General features: G+C 61.7%; 18 protein-coding genes. 9 read left to right on the top strand and 9 right to left on the bottom strand.

The features are described 5' to 3' along the window. Positions 1–6: 6 nt before the first annotated feature. From agaW to agaF, 3 genes are read left to right on the top strand one after another with little or no spacing between them, the layout of a single operon-like run. Positions 7–786: a PTS N-acetylgalactosamine transporter subunit IIC gene (agaW, locus tag ADK28_RS14185; RefSeq protein ID WP_048795926.1), complete on the top strand. Its 780-nt coding sequence runs from the start codon at positions 7–9 to the stop codon at positions 784–786. Further along, the gene (locus ADK28_RS14180; RefSeq protein ID WP_048795925.1) at positions 776–1,669 is read left to right on the top strand and encodes a PTS system mannose/fructose/sorbose family transporter subunit IID; all 894 of its coding nucleotides are present in this window, start codon (positions 776–778) and stop codon (positions 1,667–1,669) included. Before agaW ends, ADK28_RS14180 begins: the two co-directional genes overlap by 11 nt. Positions 1,670–1,679: 10 nt before the next feature. Continuing rightward, complete coding sequence (gene agaF, locus ADK28_RS14175; protein ID WP_016929935.1) at positions 1,680–2,114, top strand: PTS galactosamine/N-acetylgalactosamine transporter subunit IIA; 435 nt, start codon at positions 1,680–1,682, stop codon at positions 2,112–2,114. Between the two features lie 36 nt (positions 2,115–2,150). Here agaF and ADK28_RS14170 read toward each other — a convergent pair whose 3' ends face one another. After that, positions 2,151–3,878: an ABC transporter ATP-binding protein/permease gene (locus tag ADK28_RS14170; RefSeq protein WP_048795924.1), complete on the bottom strand. Its 1,728-nt coding sequence runs from the start codon at positions 3,876–3,878 to the stop codon at positions 2,151–2,153. 205 nt (positions 3,879–4,083) lie between these two features. Here ADK28_RS14170 and ADK28_RS14165 point away from each other — a divergent pair, with 205 nt between their 5' ends. Continuing rightward, positions 4,084–4,791 carry a hypothetical protein gene (locus ADK28_RS14165; RefSeq protein ID WP_033639498.1) on the top strand — a complete coding sequence of 236 codons (708 nt, stop codon included), beginning with the start codon at positions 4,084–4,086 and terminating at the stop codon, positions 4,789–4,791. Positions 4,792–4,819: 28 nt separating this feature from the next. On the opposite strand, the gene ADK28_RS14160 is transcribed toward ADK28_RS14165, so the two are convergent. Both ADK28_RS14160 and ADK28_RS14155 read right to left on the bottom strand, forming a co-directional pair. Next, positions 4,820–5,467: a DsbA family protein gene (locus ADK28_RS14160; RefSeq protein ID WP_016929932.1), complete on the bottom strand. Its 648-nt coding sequence runs from the start codon at positions 5,465–5,467 to the stop codon at positions 4,820–4,822. A gap of 68 nt (positions 5,468–5,535) precedes the next feature. Continuing rightward, positions 5,536–6,420: an MBL fold metallo-hydrolase gene (locus tag ADK28_RS14155; protein WP_016929931.1), complete on the bottom strand. Its 885-nt coding sequence runs from the start codon at positions 6,418–6,420 to the stop codon at positions 5,536–5,538. A 108-nt stretch (positions 6,421–6,528) separates the two neighbouring features. Between ADK28_RS14155 and ADK28_RS14150 the strand changes: the two genes are divergently transcribed. Next, complete coding sequence (locus ADK28_RS14150; protein ID WP_015378928.1) at positions 6,529–7,437, top strand: LysR family transcriptional regulator; 909 nt, start codon at positions 6,529–6,531, stop codon at positions 7,435–7,437. Between the two features lie 27 nt (positions 7,438–7,464). On the opposite strand, the gene ADK28_RS14145 is transcribed toward ADK28_RS14150, so the two are convergent. Then, the gene (locus tag ADK28_RS14145; RefSeq protein WP_048795923.1) at positions 7,465–8,388 is read right to left on the bottom strand and encodes a LysR family transcriptional regulator; all 924 of its coding nucleotides are present in this window, start codon (positions 8,386–8,388) and stop codon (positions 7,465–7,467) included. Between the two features lie 133 nt (positions 8,389–8,521). Here ADK28_RS14145 and lysA point away from each other — a divergent pair, with 133 nt between their 5' ends. After that, positions 8,522–9,784: a diaminopimelate decarboxylase gene (gene lysA / locus ADK28_RS14140; protein WP_048795922.1), complete on the top strand. Its 1,263-nt coding sequence runs from the start codon at positions 8,522–8,524 to the stop codon at positions 9,782–9,784. Positions 9,785–9,835: 51 nt separating this feature from the next. Here the strand turns inward: lysA and galR are convergent, their stop codons facing one another. After that, entirely contained in the window at positions 9,836–10,855 is a 1,020-nt protein-coding gene (gene galR / locus ADK28_RS14135) for an HTH-type transcriptional regulator GalR (RefSeq protein ID WP_004931832.1), read from the bottom strand. Between the two features lie 220 nt (positions 10,856–11,075). Here galR and ADK28_RS14130 point away from each other — a divergent pair, with 220 nt between their 5' ends. From ADK28_RS14130 to lplT, 3 genes are all read left to right on the top strand, one after another. Next, on the top strand, positions 11,076–13,334 hold the full coding sequence (locus ADK28_RS14130) for a molybdopterin guanine dinucleotide-containing S/N-oxide reductase (RefSeq protein ID WP_048795921.1): 2,259 nt from the start codon (positions 11,076–11,078) through the stop codon (positions 13,332–13,334). A 343-nt stretch (positions 13,335–13,677) separates the two neighbouring features. Continuing rightward, positions 13,678–15,831, top strand: a complete 2,154-nt coding sequence (gene aas / locus ADK28_RS14125) for a bifunctional acyl-ACP--phospholipid O-acyltransferase/long-chain-fatty-acid--ACP ligase (RefSeq protein WP_016929926.1) — start codon at positions 13,678–13,680, stop codon at positions 15,829–15,831. Continuing rightward, a complete protein-coding gene (gene lplT, locus ADK28_RS14120; RefSeq protein ID WP_033639502.1) occupies positions 15,831–17,015 on the top strand; it encodes a lysophospholipid transporter LplT in 1,185 nt (394 codons plus the stop codon). The genes aas and lplT overlap by 1 nt, the downstream gene beginning before the upstream one ends. Positions 17,016–17,049: 34 nt before the next feature. On the opposite strand, the gene ADK28_RS14115 is transcribed toward lplT, so the two are convergent. From ADK28_RS14115 to mutH, 4 genes are all read right to left on the bottom strand, one after another. Beyond that, positions 17,050–18,090: an NADP(H)-dependent aldo-keto reductase gene (locus tag ADK28_RS14115; protein WP_016929924.1), complete on the bottom strand. Its 1,041-nt coding sequence runs from the start codon at positions 18,088–18,090 to the stop codon at positions 17,050–17,052. 205 nt (positions 18,091–18,295) lie between these two features. Beyond that, on the bottom strand, positions 18,296–18,514 hold the full coding sequence (locus ADK28_RS14110) for a YgdI/YgdR family lipoprotein (RefSeq protein ID WP_016929923.1): 219 nt from the start codon (positions 18,512–18,514) through the stop codon (positions 18,296–18,298). A 155-nt stretch (positions 18,515–18,669) separates the two neighbouring features. Beyond that, positions 18,670–19,386: a TerC family protein gene (locus tag ADK28_RS14105; protein ID WP_016929922.1), complete on the bottom strand. Its 717-nt coding sequence runs from the start codon at positions 19,384–19,386 to the stop codon at positions 18,670–18,672. 93 nt (positions 19,387–19,479) lie between these two features. After that, on the bottom strand, positions 19,480–20,166 hold the full coding sequence (gene mutH / locus ADK28_RS14100; protein ID WP_048795920.1) for a DNA mismatch repair endonuclease MutH: 687 nt from the start codon (positions 20,164–20,166) through the stop codon (positions 19,480–19,482). Between the last annotated feature and the right edge of the window lie 26 nt (positions 20,167–20,192).

The raw sequence follows: 20,192 nt of genomic DNA, 5'->3' as shown, positions 1-20,192 counted from the left end.
GGAAGCATGTTGACGGATGCGCTATTGATTGCGTTGTTGGCCGGATTGGCCGGGGTTGACCTGTTCGACGGTCTGACCCATTTCCACCGGCCGGTGGTGATGGGGCCGCTGGTGGGGCTGATTTTGGGCGACGTCTACACCGGGTTGCTGGTGGGCGGCACGCTGGAGCTGGTGTGGATGGGCATGGTGCCGCTGGCGGGCGCCCAACCGCCGAACGTGGTGATCGGCGGAGTGATCGGCACCGCGTTCGCCATTCTGACCAAGGCCGACCCTAAAGTGGCGATCGGCGTGGCGGTGCCGTTCTCGATTGCGGTGCAGGGCTGCATCACGCTGCTGTTTACGCTGTACTCACCGATGATGCACCGCTGCGATCGCATGGTGAAAGCGCTGAACTGGCGCGGCATCGAACGGGTGAATTACCTGGGCATCAGCATTCTGTTCATCTTCTATTTCGTGGTGGCGTTCCTGCCGATTTACTTCGGCGCCGATGCGGCCAGCGCCATGGTGCAGAAGGCGCCGGGCTGGCTGCTGGACGGGCTGGCGGTGGCGGGCGGCATGATGCCGGCGATCGGCTTCTCGCTGCTGATGAAAGTGATGATGAAAAAAACCTACGTGGCCTATTTTATCCTCGGTTTCATCTCGGTCACGTTCCTCAAGCTGCCGATCCTGGCGGTGGCGCTGGGCGCCCTGGCGATCGCCCTGATCGATTTCTTCAACACGCAACGCGGCGCGGCAGAGGCGACCGCCCGGCCCGCCCCGCAGGAGGACGCCGAAGATGGCATTTAACGATTCCGACGATCTGCTGGCGCAAAAGGCCGAGCAGCGCATGACGCAGGCGCTGGCCACCAGCCAGGTGGAGCAGGACGATTATCTGGACAGCCAGCCCGCCGAAGCGCTGACGCGCGGCGACATCAACCGCATGGCCTGGCGTTCGCTGCTGTTGCAGGCGTCGTTCAACTACGAGCGCATGCAGGCGGGCGGCTGGCTGTATCAGTTGATCCCCGGGCTGCGCAAGATCCACCGCAACCCGCAGGATCTGGCCAACTCGATGAAGATGCACATGGAATTTATCAACGTGCACCCGTTCGACGTCACCTTCCTGTCCGGTTTGGTGCTGGCGATGGAGCAGAACAAGGAGAAGATCTCCACCATTCGCGCGGTGAAAGTGGCGCTGATGGGGCCGCTCGGCGGCATCGGCGACGCGCTGTTTTGGCTGACGCTGTTGCCGATCTGCGCCGGCATAGGCGCTTCGCTGGCATTGGAGGGCAGCCTGTTCGGGCCGATCGTCTTCCTGCTGCTGTTCAACCTGTTCCACTTCGGCCTGCGTTTTGGGCTGGCGCACTACGGTTATCAGGCCGGCACCAGCGCGCTGGCGCTGCTGAAGACCCACACCCGGCGCATTTCTCACGCCGCGTCGATCGTCGGCATGACGGTGATCGGCGCGCTGGTGGCCTCGTATGTGCACCTGTCCACGCCGCTGGTGATGCGCGCCGGCAAGGCCAGCGTGGCGCTGCAGACCGACGTGCTGGACAAGCTGATGCCCAACTTGTTGCCGCTGTGCTTCACGCTGCTCATTTTCTTCCTGATGAAGCGCGGTTTCTCGCCGGTGAAGCTGATTGGCGTCACCGTAGCGATCGGCGTGGCGGGCAAATTTATCGGTATTTTGTGAGGAGCGGGCTATGCCAGGCATTGTGATTACCGGCCACGGCGGCTTTGCCACCGGGCTGTTGCAGGCGGTGGAACAGGTGGTGGGGCCGCAGCGGCACTGTGCGGCGGTCGATTTCCCCGAACAGATGAGCACCGCGCAACTCAACGACGCCCTACGCTCGGCGCTGGCGGCGGTGGCGCAGCCGGACGGTGTGGTGTTCCTGACCGATATGCTCGGCGGTTCGCCGTTTCGCAGCGCCTGCGAACTGGCGGATGCGCAGGGCGATTGCGAAGTGCTCACCGGCGTCAACATGCAGTTGGCGGCGGAAATGATGCTGGAGCGCGATGGGCTGAATCTGGATGAATTTCGCGAGATGGCTTTGGCGTGCGGTAAACGCGGCCTGACCAGCCTGTGGCATGAACGCCGCCGGGTGAAGTGCGAAGACGCGCAGGCCGATGGCATCTGAACGAAAACCGGGCGCGCCCGCGCCCGGCTTCGTGAGTTATGCCGGCAACGGGCTCAGCGCCAGGCGCGCCGGTTGGTCTTCGCCGCGGCTGAAGCGCCAGCAGGTCTGATGGTACTTCGCCACGCTGTTGCGGTGCGCTACGCTGATCAGCGTCATGTCCGGCAGTTCATCCACCAGCAGGCAGTACATCAGCTGCTCGGTTTCGTCGTCCAGCGCGCTGGTGGCCTCGTCGAGGAACAGGATGCTCGGGCGAATCAACAGGGCGCGGGCGAACGCCAGCCGCTGTTGCTCTCCCGGCGACAGGCGATGGCTCCAGTTGGCGGAGGTATCCAGCCAGCGCTGCAGGTGTTTCAGACGGCAGTTTTCCAGCACCCGCATCAGCTGTTCGTCGCTGTATTCTGACGCCAGGCTCGGGTAGCTCAGCGCCTCGCGCAGCGTGCCGATCGGAATGTAGCTGCGCTGGGGCAGGAACAGCGTGTTGGCGTTGGCCGCCACCCCGATGGCGCCCGCGCCGTAAGGCCAGATACCGGCGATGGCCCGCAGCAGCGTCGACTTGCCGCAGCCGGAAGGGCCGACGATCAGCAGGCGATCGCCGCGTTGCAGCGATATCTCTGCGCCGGCCAGCAGCGGTTGGCCGTCGGGCAAGTTCAGGCTGAGGTTATCCAGCGTCAAGGGATGGGCGGTCTCTTCCCGCAGCTGAATGCCGCGCGGCTGATGGTGAACCTGATCGACGGCGGCGTTGAAGCCGGCCAAACGGTTAACGCAGGCTTTCCAGGTCGCCAGGTCGTTAAACGCGTCGATAAACCACGACAGCGCACCCTGCACCTGGCCGAAGGCCGAGGCGATCTGCATCAGGCCGCCCATCTGAATGGCGCCGGAGAAGTAGCGCGGCGCCGCCACCAGCAGGGGAAACACGATGGCGAACTGGCCGTAGAAGTTGGTGGCGATGTTCAGCCGCCGGGTGATGCGCATGATCGCCCACCAGTTGCTGCGAATGGTGTCGAAACGGTCACCCAACTGTTGCGCCTCGCGCGGTTCGCCGTGGTATAGCGCAATGGCGTCGTTGTTTTCGCGGATGCGGATCAGGCCGAAACGGAAGTTCGCCTCATACCGCTCCTGGTTAAAGCCCAGCATGACCAGCGGTTTGCCGACCCACCAGATCAGCAGCGATCCCAGCACCGCATACAGCAGCGCGAACCACACCATATAGCCGGGCAAGGTGATGGCGTGTTGACCGAGCGCGAAGGTCATCGGCCCGCTGACGTGCCATATAATGTCGATAAAGGAAAACAGCGTCACCAGGCTGGAGAGCAGCCCGAGCGACAGTGACAGGGTATATTGGGTCAGTACGTTGAGATCTTCAGCGATACGCTGATCGGGGTTATCGACGATCTGCTGCTGCTCGGTATGGTAATACGCCTGGTGCGCCAGCCATTTTCCCATGAACTTTTCCGTCATCCAGCGCCGCCAGCGCATCTGCAGCCCCTGAGTCAGGTAGATCTTGTAGACCGCCAGCACGATGAAGATCAGCGCCAGATAGGTGAAGCGCCACAGCTGCGCCTTGAACACCGGGTAGTTTTTGTTCTGCAACGCATCGTAGAACACCTGGTTCCACTGGTTGATCTGCACGCTGATATAGACCAGACCAAGCGACAGGACGACGATGGCTGTTAGCATCATCCAGGCGCGCCATCGCTCCTCAGACACCCAAAAGGGTTTGATCAACTGCCACACGGCGTGTTTCTGCAAGGGGGTTGCGTTCATAACGGCTCGATAATTGCGATGTTTTGTTCAGCATGGGCTGCGGGCCGGTAACAAACAAACCGCGACTGTAAGCAGTTTTGACTCCGCTAACCGTTTGAAATAAGGCGGCTGAATCGTCAGCGGCGCGCTGGCGGGCGCAATTGCGGCATACACTCCGGCGCAGGGCGGTTATACTGACGCCGAATTTTTGCAGAAAGGATAAACGATGAAGGCTTGGTTTCCCCTGTTGCTGACCTGCGGCGTCTTCGCCAGCGCCCGGGCCTGGGCGCACATTGACGAGCCGGACATCGCCGCCGACTGTCAAAAGGTGGCGAGCTACGCCGAACTGGGAAAAAAGGCCTATCAGCGGCAGGATTACGCCAAAGCCGCCGACATCTTTCGCGATCAGGCGGCCTGGAGCGAGTTTTGCGGCCTGAGCGAGCAGGCTGTCGCCACGGCTTACAACAACGTGGCGCTGTCGCTGATGCACGCCGGGGAATTGCTCAAGGCGCAGGCCTATCTGGCGCTGGCGCCGCACGACGACAAATCGCAGCACAACATGAGCCTGTTGCGCCAACGCCTGGCGCAGCAGCCGCAGCCCAAGGGGCCGGGCGGCGTGTATTGGCAATACGCCGGGCGCGGCGTGTGGAGCGAAGTGGCGGTGAAGCCGCAGGGCGAGCGCTGGTTGATCGCGTTTTCCGGCTACGCCATGCCGCAGATGGGACTGTATTACGGGCCGAACATGGGCGACTTCACCGCCGAGCTGCCGATCGAACACGGCAAGGCTGTCTACCACCAGCATGAAGCGGAAAGCGCGCAGGTCTGCGACGTGACGATGGCGTTTGGCGAACAAGCGCTGGAGATGCATACGCGGGGGGATTGCGGGTTCGGTCACAACGTGCGGGCGGAAGGGCGGTTCGTGCGGGTCGAATGACTCGCCCCGGCGAGCGGGGCGAGAAGGGTTACGCCAGCGCGGCGGCGCCCAGCAGGTTCTTCCAGGCTTCCACATTGCCCAGATAGTTCCCGGCCGGCAGCAGATGCAGGCGGCCTTCGCTGTCCTGCAGCGCAAAGGTCGGGAAGCCCTGGCCTTGCACTTTGGCGAGCAGCGCCCGGCTTTCCGCGATGTGTTGCGCGGTCGGTGCGCCGCTGTTGAAGCGCATTTCGGCGATAAACGCCGCCGAAGGCAACCCCAGCTCTTTCGCCAACGCTTCCAGCACCGGCGTGTCGGCGATGCGCCGACCTTCCTTATAGTGCGCCTGCTGAATGCGGTGCAACATGTCCAGCCCGCGTCCAGACAGCTTTTCCGCCGCCAGGATAGCGGTGATCGGCGGTTCGGAATCCATCACCGCCGTGGTGTCGCGCAGCAGGCCGTTGAAATAGGCTTCGCCGAACGGCTGGCCCGTCATTTCGGCGATGCGTTTGTCGTGCGGAATGACATAGTTGCGCCACTCGTCGGTGATCTGGCGGCGATTGTTGCCGGTCATCATGCCGCCGGCGTGCGGCACGATCTTCAGCCCGGGGAGGCTCTGAGCCGCTTTCACCAGCGGCGCGGCGCCATAGCACCAGCCACACAGCGGATCGAAAATGTAATGTAACGTGGTTTCGGTCATCTTTACTCCTCGCTTGGCGCGCGGCAACTCGCCGCGGCGCCGGGGCTGGTTCAATCACGCAGGGGCGCTTATTGCGGCCACTTCATCTCGCCTTTCAGCACTTTTGCGCTCAGTTCCAGGCTCGATTCGTCTTTCAGCGTCGGGTAGTGCTTTTTCATCGCTTCAATCAGCGCGGCGGAGTCCTTGGCCTTCGGCAGTTCGGCTTCCAGCGTGGTCAGGTATTTCTGGGTAAAGTGCACCGATGCCAGCGTTTGCGCGGCGCCTGGCAGGAAGTGGCCCGGCACGACGACCTGCGGCTTCAGCGCTTCGATGTTTTTCAGCGTCTGCTGCCAGTGCTGGCGCGATTCCTCGGTCTGGTTGTCGGCGATCCACGGATGGATATTGTCACCGGCGACCGCGACGCCGCCCACGACCGCTTTCAGCGCCGGGATCCAGACGAAGGTGCGATCGGGGGTCGGGCCGTTCAGGCCTTTCACTTCCACTTTCTGGCCGTCGATGGTGAAGCTGTCGCCCTGCAGCGGCTGCGGCACGATCACGGTTTTCGGCGCGTTGTCTTTCAGGATCGGGCCCCAATAGGCGACTTTGCCGTCTTTGGTGGCGTTGATGTCCTTGATGGTGCCTGGCGAAGCGATGATTTTCGCCTCCGGGAAGGCTGCCTTAATCACGTCCAGACCGAAATAGAAATCCGGGTCTGAGTGGCTGATGTAGACGGTGGTCAGCTTCTTGCCGGTCGCCTTGATCTTTTTCACCAGCTCTTCGGCATCGTTACGCTGGAACTGAGCGTCAATCAGCGCCACTTCGTGTTGGCCGCTGACGATTTCGGAAGACACCGGGAACACGCTTTTCTCGCCCGGGTTATACACTTCCATGGTCAGGGTATCGGCAGCGGTGGCGTAAGTGCTCAGTGTGGCGACGCCGGTGAAGGCCAGAGTTAACAGTGATTTCTTAAACATGGGCAGAGGTCCTTAGGTATCGGTTAATGTTGTAACGATGTTAGGTTGCATAAAGCGATAGAAAAACCGGATAATAAGCAATTATTCGTTGCATAAATCGGACTAATCATGGATCGCATTACCGCCGCTGAGGTTTTTGTCACCATCGTCGATCGCGGCAGCATGATCGCCGCCGCGGAAACGCTGGAGATGTCGCGCGCGATGGTGACGCGCTACCTGGCGCAGATGGAGCAATGGGCCGGGGCGCGTTTACTGCACCGCACTACCCGTAAGCTTAGTCTGACCGACGCCGGTGAGCGTACTCTGGAACGTTGCCGACAAATGTTGGCGCTGGCGGGGGAAATCGATCTGGTGGAGGAAGGGCAGAGCGACGAACTGCGCGGCCTGCTGCGCATCACCTGTTCGCAGTCGCTCGGGCAAACGGCGCTGGTGGGGGCGGTCGCTCAGTATCTGAAGCGTCACCCGCAGGTGGCGGTCGATCTGCAGATGAACAACCGGGCGGTGAACCTGGTGGAAGAGCGCATCGATCTGGCGCTGCGCATCACCAACGAGCTGGATCCCAACCTGATCGCCCGTCCGCTGTCCACCTGCGCATCGGTGGTGTGCGCCGCGCCGGCGTATCTGGCGGCACACGGCACCCCGCGCCAACCGCAGGATCTGGCGTTGCACAACTGCCTGACCTACTCCTATTTCGGCAAAAGCCTGTGGCACTTCGATGCTCAGGGCGTGAAATCGGCGGTGGCGGTCAGCGGCAACCTGAGCGCCAATGAGTCGGTGGTGTTGATGGCCGGCACGGTGCAGGGCGCGGGCATTTCCATGCAGCCCTACTATTCGGCGGCCCCGCTGCTGGCCAGCGGCGAACTGGTCGAATTGTTGCCGGATTACCGGCCGCAGTCGATGGGCATCTACGGCATCTACACCTCGCGTCGCCAGATGCCTGCCACTTTGCGCACCATGCTGGACTTTCTGGTGGAGTGGTTTGCCACCGATCCGCAGTGGCAGGCGACGCTGCGCTAAGGCCTCGGCAATATTCCCACGCCGCTTTCAGCGCCTGACAGCGGCGGCCAGCCGGGCGGAGAAGCGTGCCGCCTGATGATGCAAATGGTCGATAAAGGCCGTGACCAGCGCCGATGAAGGGCGGTGCAGCGGCCGGATCAGGCTGACGGTGAACGGCACGTCGATGCTGAAGGGCCGCACGTGCACGCCGTTGCCGGCATAGTCGAGCGCCGTCAGCGGGTTAACGATCGACACCCCCACGCCGGCTCTCACCATGGCGCACACTGACGCCGCACTGTGCGTTTCCATCACCATGCGGCGCTCGACGCCTTGCTCGGCGAACAGCGCATCCAGCAAGTGACGATAGCTGTCGGTGCTCGACAGGCTGATGAAGTTCTGCCCGGCGAAGTCCTGCGGCGTCAGCTGGTCTTTTACCAGCAGCGGGTGGCCCGTCGGCAGCACGCACACTTCGTTCAACGTCATCAGCGTCACCCGTTCGGTGCCCGCCGGCGTGAGGGTGGTTTCCGTCAGCCCAAGATCGTGGCGCTGGGCAGACAGCCACTCTTCCAGCAGCGGCGACTCTTGCGGGATCACGCTGAAGCTGACTTCCGGATAACGTTCGATAAAGGGCTGGCACACCGCCGGCAGCAGCGATTGGGAAAATACCGGCAGGCACACGATCGACAGCTGCGCCTGCTGAAACTGGCGGATGCCGGCGGCGGCGTTGACGATGCGATCGAGGCCGTAATAGGAGCGTTGCACCTCTTCGAACAACCGTAACCCTTGCACGGTAGGGGACAAACGCCCGCGCACCCGGTCGAACAGCTGCAGCCGAATCAGCTTTTCAAAGCGCGCCAGCTCGCGGCTGACGGTCGGTTGCGAGGTTTGCAGCAGGGCCGCCGCCTCGGTCAGGTTGCCGGTGGTCATCACCGCCCGAAAGATTTCGATCTGCCGCAAAGAGATACTGTGCATGGCGAGGCCGCTCGACTGTAGAGAAAGCCATATCATAAATGAATAGACTACGGCTAAATAGATATTTTCCACTCGATTCAGCGTGCGGCACTATGGCTTTATCTGCCGTCATTTTCGAATTGGGAATATCGCCATGCCACGCCCGTTGCACGACACCTCCACCGCGTTGAACGCCGCTAACCTGCTGGCTTTGCCGCAGCGTTTCGGCTGCCCGGTCTGGGCTTATGATGCGGACATCATCAGCCAGCGCATCGCTCAGCTGCGCCATTTCGACACCATTCGTTTCGCGCAGAAGGCCTGTTCGAACATTCATATTTTGCGCTTGATGCGCGAGCAGGGCGTGAAGGTGGATTCGGTGTCGCTGGGCGAGATCGAACGGGCGCTGCAGGCCGGTTTTCAGCCGGGCGGCGAACCGAGCGAGATCGTGTTTACCGCGGACGTGTTGGATCACGCTACGCTGGCGCGCGTCAGCGCATTGAAGATCCCGGTTAACGCCGGTTCCATCGACATGCTGGATCAGCTCGGCCAGGTTTCCGCAGGGCATCCGGTGTGGCTGCGCGTTAACCCGGGATTTGGCCACGGCCACAGCCAGAAAACCAACACCGGCGGCGAGAACAGCAAGCACGGCATCTGGTATGCCGACCTGCCGCAGGCGGTGGAGAAGATCCGCCGCTATGGCCTGCAACTGATCGGCGTGCACATGCACATCGGTTCCGGCGTCGATTACCAGCATCTGGAGCGCGTCTGCGATGCGATGGTGCAGCAGGTGATCGATCTCGGTCATGACATCAGCGCCATTTCCGCCGGCGGCGGCCTGTCTATCCCGTATCAGTACGGCGAAGAGGCGATCGATACCGAACATTATTTCGGTTTGTGGAATCGGGCGCGTGAACGCATCGCCGCGCATCTGGGGCATCCGGTGCAGTTGGAGATTGAACCCGGGCGTTTCCTGATGGCGGAAGCGGGCGTCTTGGTGGCCGAGGTGCGGGCGGTGAAAGACATGGGCAGCCGCCACTTCGTGCTGGTGGACGCCGGTTTTAACGATCTGATGCGCCCGGCGATGTACGGCAGTTACCACCATATTTCGCTGTTGCCGGCCGATGGGCGCGATACCTCGGGGCAAGCGCTGCGCGAAACGGTGATCGCCGGGCCGCTGTGCGAATCCGGCGACGTGTTCACCCAGCAGGCGGGCGGCGGCGTGGAAACCCGAGAGCTGCCGCCGGTGCAGATCGGCGATTATCTGGTGTTTCACGATACCGGCGCCTACGGCGCGTCGATGTCCTCCAACTACAACAGCCGTCCGCTGTTGCCTGAAGTGCTGTTCGAAAACGGCGAGCCGCGATTGATCCGCCGCCGCCAAACCATCGAAGAACTGATCGCGCTGGAACTTATCTGATCAGCGGGCGGGCGCCTGGCGCCCGCTTCACAGCGTTATGCGGCGGCATTATTACGGCTGTTCGTGCGCGTTGTTGAGGGTGGCGACCGAGTGGCGGCGCACCAGCGTCGGGCTGAACATGTTGGTGATTTCCGGCAGCGGTTGGCGATTGGCCAAGGCCAGGGCCAGCTCCGCCGCCTGGGTCGCCATCGCCACGATCGGGTAGCGAATGGTGGTCAGGCGCGGCCGAAGATAGCGCGAAATCAGCACGTCGTCGAAACCGATCAGCGAAATCTCCCCCGGTACGTCGACGCTGTTATCGCTCAGCACCGACAGCGCGCCGGCGGCCATCGGATCGTTGTAGCAGGTAATGGCGGAGAACGAACGGCCGCGGCCGAGCAATTCTGTCATCGCCTGTTCGCCGCCGATCTCGTCCGGTTCGCCATAGGCGATCAGCTTTTCATCCACCGCGATGCCGTGTTCCCGCAGCGCGTCAAGATAGCCCTGCAGCCGGTCGGTGGCGTCGGAAATCTGGTGGGTGGAGCAGATGATGGCAATGCGCTGATGCCCTTGCTGGATCAGATGACGGGTCGCCAGCCAGGCGCCGTAGCGATCGTCGAGCGCCACGCAGCGCGTTTCGAAGCCCGGCAGCGTGCGGTTGATCAGCACCATGCCCGGGATCTGTTGCATCCAGCCGCAAAGTTCCTGATCGCTCAGCCTTTTGGCGTGCACCACCAGCGCTTCGCAGCGGTGCCGCACCAGCTGTTCAATCGCCTGACGCTCTTTTTCGGCGTCGTGGTAACCGTTGCCAATCAGCAGAAAATTGTGGGTGGCGTAGGCCACCTGCTCGACCGCCTTGACCATCGCGCCGAAGAAGGGATCGGAAACGTCGGAGACGATCAGGCCCAGCGTCTCGGTGGATTGCTGCGCCAGCGCTCGTGCGTTGGCGTTAGGGTGATACTGCAGCTGTTCCATGGCGGCCTGCACCGCGGTGCGCGACCCTTCGCTGGCCTTGGGGGAATTGTTTATCACGCGGGATACCGTGGCCACGGAAACCCCCGCCAGCCTGGCAACATCCTTTATCGTAGCCATATCAGTCAACACATCCTGGGTAATCGCTTACATCCCCCAGTCTTGCGGAAAAAAACCGGGGCTGCAAGCGGTCTCGTGCGCAACTTGTGGCGGCCGTTGCAGAATCTCTTCGAGTCTGTACGCATAACCATCGAAGACCGAACGATAGCGCAATTTGTACGTTGGCACTGGCGGCGGGCTGAGGTAACGTCTGTGCATTCCGATTTGCGCCGAGAACGCCATGTCCATTAAACGCTATCCGCAGCTCGCCCATTGGGGCGCTTATACCGCCGTGGTTGAAGACGGCCGGCTTATCCGTTGTGAACCCTTCGTCGACGATCCCGATCCTTCGCCGCTGCTCGATTCTATCGTCCCGATGGTCTACTCCGACAAACGCATCCGCAAGCCGGCGGTGCGCCGCTCGTGGCTGCAAAAGCGCGAGGGCAGCGACCGTACGCTGCGCGGCAGGGAAGATTTCGTCGAGGTGGATTGGGAGTTAGCGCTCGATTTGGTGGCGCAGGAGAATCGCCGGGTGCGCGATCGCTACGGTGCCTCCGGGCTGTTTACCGGCTCTTATGGCTGGTCGTCGGCCGGGCGGCTGCACCATGCCCGCTCGCTGGTGCGGCGGTTCTACTTCAGCGGCGGCGGCGGCGTCGATCAGCAGGGCAACTACAGCTGGGGCGCGGCGCAGTTTTTCCTGCCGTATGTGATCGGCACTTTCTCGCCGTTGACCGGGCGCGTCACCAGTTGGCCAAGCGTGGTGGAGCACTGCGAACTGTTTGTGGCGTTTGGCGGGTTGGCGCTGAAAAACGCTCAGGTGTCTTCCGGCGGCGCAGCGGAGCATGCGCTCAAGCCCTGGCTGCAAAAGCTGGCGCGCAAGGGCACGCCGGTGATCAACATCAGCCCGATGCGCGACGACTGCCCCGAGTTCGTCAATGCGGAATGGATCCCGATCCGGCCGAATACCGACGTGGCGCTGATGTTGGCGCTGGCTTACGAAATCCAGCGGCTGGGCGCGCAGGATGAAGCCTTCCTGCACAGCCACTGCGTGGGTTATCAACAGTTGGCGGATTACCTGAACGGCGTGAGCGACGGCGTGGCGAAAACGCCGGCCTGGGCCAGCGACATTACCGGCATTCCGACGGCGCGCATCGCGCTGCTGGCGCGGCAGCTGATCGGCGTGCGCAGTTTTATCACCTGTTCCTACTCCGTGCAGCGCGCGCATCGTGGCGAGCAACCGTACTGGATGATGATCGCGCTGTCGGCGATGCTGGGCCAGGTGGGGCTGCCGGGCGGCGGGTTCTCGTTCGGCCACGGCTCAATGAACGGCGTCGGCAACCCGCGCGTGGATACCCCCGCGCCGACCATGCCGGTAGGCGATAACCCGGCCGGGCTGGCGATCCCGGTGGCGCGCATCTGCGACATGCTGCTGCACCCTGGCGAAGCCTATCAATTTTGCGGCGAGACGCGGCATTATCCGGATATCCATTTGGTGCACTGGGCCGGCGGCAACCCGTTCCATCACCATCAGCAGTTGAACCGACTGGTGGAAGGCTGGCAGAAGCCGGATACGGTGATCGTCCAAGATATCTGGTGGACGGCGGCAGCCAAAATGGCGGATATCGTGTTGCCAGTCACCAGTTCGCTGGAGCGCAACGACATCGGCGGCTCGTCGCGCGATCGTTACGTGCTGGCGATGCATCAGGCGATTGCGCCGCAGCATCAGGCGCGCAACGATTTCGATATCTTCGCCGATCTGGCGGAGCGCCTGGGCTATCGCGAGCGCTTTACCGAAAACCGCGACGAGCGGGCCTGGATCGAAGCTATCTACCGGCAATGCGGCGCTGCGCAGCGCCGCGCCGGCGTCGCCTGGCCCGAGTTTGAGGCGTTCTGGCAACGGGGCTATGTCGAGCTGCCCGCGCCGGCCAAAGAGTTTGTATTTTTTGACGCGTTCCGCGCCGATCCCCAGGTTAACCCGCTGCAAACGCCCAGCGGAAAGATCGAGTTGTTCAGCGAGCGGATCGCCGGCTATCGCTACGAAGATTTCGCTCCGCATCCGCAGTGGCGGCCGCCGGTGGAGTGGCTGGGCGCGCCGCAGGCCAAGCATTGGCCGCTGCACCTGATCTCCATTCAACCGAGCGATCGCCTGCATAGCCAGATGGATCCGGCGCCGCTGGCGCAGGGCAACAAGACCGCCGGGCGCGAAACCCTGTATATGCATCCGGACGATGCGGCGCCGCGCGGGGTGGCGGACGGCGCCGAAGTGCTGGTCAGCAATGCGCGCGGCAGCTGTCTGGCGGGGGTATCGCTCACCGATGGCGTGACGCGCGGCGTGGTGTTGATGGCGACCGGCGCCTGGTTCGAGCCGGGTTTCGACGCGCAGCGCCGGCCGCTCGAGCAGGCGGGCAACCCGAATGTGCTGACGCTGGATATTGGCACCTCGCCGCTGACGCAGGGGCCGAACGCCATGAGCTGCCTGGTCGAGGTCAGCGCGCGATGAGTGAAGATTTCACGTCTGGGTCACTGGCTCGTCGTTGTTATATTTATTTTCGTCGCTGCGGGAAGGTTTAAGTTTCATTGAGTTATTACAGCAGATCGCGGGAAATTTACAGCTGGTTGCATTTGGAGCAGAACTCTTGCGATTCGGCGGTAGTTTCCTGCACGCCATCTCTCTAGAGTAGGTGATCCCAGAGGTATTGATTGGTGAGAAATCAGCATACTCTGTATGTTGAAGCCATTTTCAATTGCACCAACCTACGCGGATGCGTAGGTTTTTTTTTGCCTGCCATATAGTATTCTTTTCCCTACAACGATTTACGCCTCCATGGCCAAGGGAGAAGGGCATGATCTTTTCACTGCTGCGCGCGCTGTTTCGCCTGTTGTTTCGGGTTCGGGTCGAAGGGGGCGTCCAGCACTTCGAACGGCAAAAACTGCTGATTACGCCGAACCACGTCTCTTTCCTCGACGGCGTGCTGTTGGCGCTGTTCCTGCCGATAAAACCGGTGTTTGCGGTTTACGCCAGCATCGGCGAGAGCTGGTTCATGCGCTGGCTTCGGCCCTACATCGATTTCGTCTCGCTCGATCCCACCAAGCCGATGGCCATCAAGCAGCTGGTGCGCATGGTCGAACAGGGGCGGCCGATCGTCGTGTTCCCTGAAGGGCGCATCACCGTGACCGGCGCGCTGATGAAAATCTACGACGGCGCGGCGTTTATCGCCGCCAAATCGGGCGCCACCGTGGTGCCGGTGCGGATCGACGGCCCCGAATTCAGTCCGTTCGGCCGCATGGCCGGGGTGTTCAAGATCCGCTGGTTTCCGCAAATCAGCATCCGCATCTTGCCGCCGACCACGCTGCCGATGCCGGAGGCGCCGCGTGCGCGCGAGCGTCGGGCGCTGGCGGGCGATCGGCTGATGCAGATCATGATGCGGGCGCGCATGGAGACGCGCGAACCGCAGACGCTGTTCCATGCCTTGCTGGCGGCGCAGCGCCGCTATGGGCGTCGCAAGCCGTGTATCGAAGACATCGCTTTCAAAGAGGACAGCTACCAAACGCTGATCAAGAAATCGCTGGGCGTCAGCCGCATTCTGCAGCGCTTTACCGCCGAAGGGGAACACGTCGGGCTGCTGTTGCCGAACGCCACCATCACCGCGGCGGCGATCTTCGGCGCTTCGCTGCGCAACCGCATTCCGGCGATGCTCAACTACACCGCCGGCGCCAACGGCCTGAACAGCGCGATGACCGCCGCCGGCATCAAGACCATCGTCACCTCGCGCCAGTTCCTGGAGAAGGGCAAACTGACCCACCTGCCGGAGCAGGTGACGCAGGCCAACTGGGTGTATCTGGAGGATCTGAAAGACACCGTTACGCTGGCGGACAAGCTGTGGATCCTGCGGCACTTGCTGCAACCGCAGCGCGCGGCGTTGCCGCAACGCCCGGAGGACGCGGCGCTGATCTTGTTCACTTCCGGCTCCGAAGGCCACCCCAAGGGCGTGGTGCATTCGCATGCCAGCCTGCTGGCCAACGTAGAACAAATTCGCACCATCGCCGATTTCACGCCGCGCGACCGTTTCATGTCATCGCTGCCATTGTTTCACTCGTTCGGCCTGACGGTGGGGCTGCTTACGCCGCTGATCACCGGTAGCCGCATTTTTCTCTACCCCAGCCCGCTGCACTATCGCGTGGTGCCGGAGTTGGTGTATGACCGTAACTGCACGGTGCTGTTCGGCACGGCGACCTTCCTCAACAACTATGCGCGCTTCGCGCATCCGTATGATTTCGCCCGCCTGCGCTATGTGGTGGCCGGCGCGGAGAAACTGGCGGACAGCACCAAACAGATCTATCAGGATAAATACGGCATCCGCATTCTGGAAGGCTATGGCGTGACCGAGTGCGCGCCGGTAGTGTCGATCAACGTGCCGCTGGCGACCAAGGTGGGCACCGTCGGCCGCATCATGCCGCAGATGGAGGCGCGCTTGATCGCGGTGCCGGGCATCGATAACGGCGGCCGTCTGCAGCTGAAGGGGCCGAATATCATGAAAGGCTATCTGCGGGTTGAACGTCCCGGCGAGCTGGAACCGCCGGCGGCGGAAGATGCGAACGGCGTGCTGCAGCCGGGTTGGTATGATACCGGCGATATCGTCAGCCTGGATGAGCAGGGTTACTGCACCATTCGCGGGCGCGTGAAGCGCTTCGCCAAGCTGGCGGGCGAGATGGTGTCGCTGGAGAGCGTCGAATTGCTGGCGCAACGGCTGTCGCCGGAAAAGCTGCATGCCGCCACGGTCAAAAGCGACAGCAGCAAAGGCGAGGCGCTGGTGCTGTTCACCACCGATCCCGCCATTACCCGCGAGGCATTGCTGCGGGTGGCGCGCGAGCTGGGCAGCCCGGAGCTGGCGGTGCCGCGCGATATTCGCCTGTTGAAAACGCTGCCGGTGCTCGGCAGCGGCAAACCTGATTTCGTCACCCTGCGTCATATGGCCGAACAGCCGGAGAGTGCCTGATGAATCCTTCGACCGAATCCCCTTTGTTGTCACGCGGCATGATCGCCGTGATCAGCGCGCAGTTCCTCTCGGCGTTCGGCGACAATGCGTTGCTGTTCGCCACGCTGGCGCTGATCAAGCAGCAGCTGTATCCGGACTGGAGCCAGCCGATCCTGCAGATGGCCTTTGTCGCCACCTACATCATCCTGGCGCCGTTTGTCGGCCAGGTGGCCGACAGCTTCGCCAAAGGGCGGGTGATGATGTTCGCCAACGCCCTGAAGCTGGCGGGGGCGTTGGTGATCTGTTTTGGGGGGAACCCGTTTTGGGGTTACAGCCTGGTCGGCGTGGGTGCCGCCGCGTATTCTCCAGCCAAATACGGCATTCTGGGCGAGATCACCAGCGGCGAGAAGCTGGTCAAGGCTAACGGCCTGATGGAGGCCTCGACCATCGCCGCCATTCTCACCGGTTCGGTGGCCGGAGGTATTCTGGCGGACTGGCACGTGGTAGCGGCGCTGGCGGCCTGCGCGTTGGTTTACGCAGGGGCGGTGGTCGCCAACCTGTATATTCCACGTCTGGCGGCGGCGCGCCCAGGGGCTTCATGGCGGCCGCGGGCCATGACGAACAGCTTCCTTACCGCCTGCGTCACATTATGGCGCGATGGGCAGACGCGTTTCTCTTTGATCGGCACCAGCCTGTTTTGGGGGGCCGGCGTGACGCTGCGTTTTCTGTTGGTGCTGTGGGTGCCGGTGGCGCTTGGCATCGCCGATAACGCCACGCCGACGCTGCTGAACGCCATGGTGGCCGTCGGCATCGTGGTCGGCGCCGGCGCCGCCGCGCGCTTCGTCACGCTGAAGACGGTGAAGCGCTGCATGCCGGCCGGGATCCTGATCGGCGTCGCGGTCGCGGTGTTTGCGTTGCAAACGACCATGCTCAATGCCTACGTCTTGCTGGCGATCATCGGCATGCTGGGGGGCTTCTTCGTGGTGCCGCTCAATGCGTTGCTGCAGGAGCGGGGCAAGCATTCGGTCGGCGCCGGCAATGCGATCGCGGTGCAAAACCTGGGTGAAAACGCCGCCATGTTGCTGATGCTGGGCCTGTATTCTTTGGTCGTGAAGCTGGGCGTGCCTGTGGTGGGCGTCGGCGTAGGGTTTGGCGTGGTGTTTGCGCTGGCGATTAGCGCATTGTGGTGGTCTCAGCGGCGGTGAAACGGGGCGCAGCCTGGCTGCGCCCTCAGAGGAATTAAGGCGCCGGAATGGTAAACCGGGTGTGGATTTCTTCGAGCGCCTGCAGCACGTCCTCATCCAGAATGACGTCAAGGCTGTCGAGGTTGATTTTCAACTGATCCACCGAGGTGGCGCCCAACAGGGTGCTGGCGACGAACGGCTGCTGACGCACGAAGGCCAAGGCCATCTGCGAAGGATCCAGTCCGTGTTTTTTGGCCAGCGCCACGTATTCGGCGATCGCCAACTGGGTTTGCTGCCCTGAATAACGGTTGAAGCGGGTGAACAGCGTATTGCGCGCGCCGGCCGGTTTTGCGCCGTTGAGGTATTTACCGCTCAGGGTGCCGAACGCCAGGCTGGAATAGGCCAGCAGTTCCACCCCTTCGTGCTGGCTGATCTCGGCCAGGCCAATCTCAAAGCTGCGGTTCAGCAGGCTGTACGGGTTTTGAATCGACACGATGCGCGGCAGCTCATGTTTCTCCGCCAGCTGCAGGTAGCGCATCACGCCCCAGGGCGTTTCATTGGAAACCCCGATATAGCGGATCTTGCCGGCGCGCACCTGCTCGGTCAGCGCCTCCAGCGTTTCCAACAGCGTGACCGTAGCTTTGTCGTCGGTGTATTGATAGTTGAGTTTGCCAAAGCAGTTGGTGGCGCGCTGCGGCCAGTGCAATTGATAAAGATCGAGATAATCGGTGTTCAGCCGTTTGAGGCTGGCGTCCAGCGCGGCGCGGATGTTCTTGCGATCGAGCGCCTGCTGCGGGCGGATGCTGCTGTCGGTGCCGCGCACCGGCCCCGAAACTTTGCTGGCCAGGACGATTTTTTCGCGATTGCCGCGCGCCTTGATCCAACTGCCGATATAGCTCTCGGTCAGGCCCTGGGTTTCCGGGCGGGGCGGCACCGGGTACAGTTCGGCGGTGTCTATCAGGTTCACGCCTGCGGCCAATGCATAGTCCAGTTGCGCATGGGCGTCGGCTTCGCTGTTCTGTTCGCCAAAGGTCATGGTGCCCAGTCCCAGCACGCTCACTTCTAAAGAACTGTGGGGAATACGGTGGTATTGCATTAACGGCCTTCCTTTCTTGTTAGCGCTGACGGGCCGCGCGGCCCGGTGAAACAGGAGCCCAATTCAGAAGACGGCGCAAAGTCCGTCGGGCGGCGATGTCGCCTTTCCTGACTATAACCAAGCGGTGAAGATGGGGGAAGCGGATTCAGTGCGCAGGCGAATGAGGGCTACCGCGCTTGAACGGGCGATAGCCGGCGAGCGGTGATTAGCGTTCGATAACCTGGGAAACCTGATCGCCATTGATCTGGCGGTGGTTGCCTTTCTCGTCTTTATAACTGATGAGTCCGGTGTCTGTGTCGATCTCCGGTTTGCCTTGCGTCAGGATCATGTTGCCGTCTTTAGTCGCCATGACGTAGTCGCTGGAACATCCCGCCAAACCGGCGGCCATAACCAGCGCAGACACTGCCATTACCCACTTTTTCATCCTGCGGATCCTCGATTATGCAGAAAACAATGTTCTTTCAAGATTAGCAAACTCTCGGCTGGGGGCGTCTCAGATAAGTCTTTATCTGATAAGAAAAAGTGAAATGAGGGGGCAATGAAACGGCGGAAGCCGCCGGTGGCGGCTTCCATATCGCGTTATTCCGGCGCGTGATTTTTTTTGCTGCGCATCAGATTGAGCGCTTCTACCGACATGGAGAAGAACATGGCGAAATAGATGTAGCCTTTCGGCACGTGCACCTGGAAGCTTTCCAGCATCAGCGTGAAGCCCACCAGGATCAGGAACGCCAGCGCCAGCATTTTTACCGACGGATGGCGGTTAACGAACTCGCCGATCGGCCGGGCGGCGAACATCATCACGCCGACGGCGATCACCACCGCCGCCATCATGATGAACAGATGGTCGGAAAGGCCCACGGCGGTAATCACCGAATCCAGACTGAAGATGATATCCAACAGCATGATTTGCACGATCGCGCCGAAGAAGCTGTGCACCTTGGTGTGGTGCTCTTCTTCCGAACCTTCGATGGTTTCGTGGATCTCTTTGCTGGCTTTCCAGATCAGGAACAATCCCCCCAGCAGCAGGATTAAATCGCGGGCGGAAATGGCGTGATCCAGCACGGTGAACAGCGGGTGCGTCAAGCGGATCACCCAGGCGATGGAGGCCAGCAGCGCCAGGCGCATCAGCATGGCGGCGGCCAGCCCGAGCCGGCGAGCTTTGTTCTGTTGCGCTTTGGGCAGCTTGGCTACCACCAGCGACAGAAAAATGATGTTATCAATACCCAGTACGATCTCAAGAATGGTTAGCGTACCTAACGCTAACCAGGCATTGGGATCCATAATCCATTCGAACATTGCCCGACACACCTTAATAAATGCAAAGCGTGAATTATACGCGTTTATCGCGGCGCTGACAGGGTTAGCTAAACCAGAGTTAAACGAAATCGCTTAGATTGAGAAATGTCTTGCCAGCAGCGCGCCGGTAAAACCCTTTTTCAGATAGAAACCGCGCGGCAGCGTCATGATAGGTTGCCCCTGTTCGCCGATGGCTTCGGTGAGCGCCTTGTTGTTGGCCGCTTTGGGGCGCAGTTGCAGCACTTCGCCGTGGCGTGCGGTGATGCGTTCTACGTGACCGAGCACGATCAGATCCATCAGTTCTTCCCAATCGCGGCGCAACCTCTCTTCTTCTTCTAGGCTCGGGCTCCACAGCAGCGGCGAACCGACGCGGCGCTGGGCCAGCGGGATTTGCCGTTCGCCTTCTACCGGTATCCACAACACGCGTGCCAGCTTGTGGCGAACGTGGCTGCTGGCCCAGGTGACGCCGCTGTTGCCGGTGAGCGGGGCGACGCAGACGAAAGTGGTTTCCAGCGGTTTGCCGGCGGCGTCGACAGGAATGGTTTTTAGCTCAATGCCCAACTCGGGAAAATCCTGTTCCGGTTTGCTGCCGGCCATGGCGCCGAGGTACAGCTCCAGCAGCATGCCCACCCAGCCTTTATCGCGTTTCAGATCCTTGGGGATCGGCAATTGCGCACGGGCGGCCAGTTCGCCAAAGCTGAAGCCGGCCAGCGCCTGAGCGCGCTCGAACAGCTGCCGTTCATTTTCCGGCGGGGGCGGCAAAGGGGATAAAAATGCCATAAATCAAGCCTGTCGAATTTGGTTGA

The organism is Serratia sp. 506_PEND (assembly GCF_001076875.1).
GTDB lineage: Bacteria > Pseudomonadota > Gammaproteobacteria > Enterobacterales > Enterobacteriaceae > Serratia > Serratia marcescens.
Note: the sequence above shows the minus strand (reverse complement) of the source record. Positions and strands in the feature narration are given on the sequence as shown.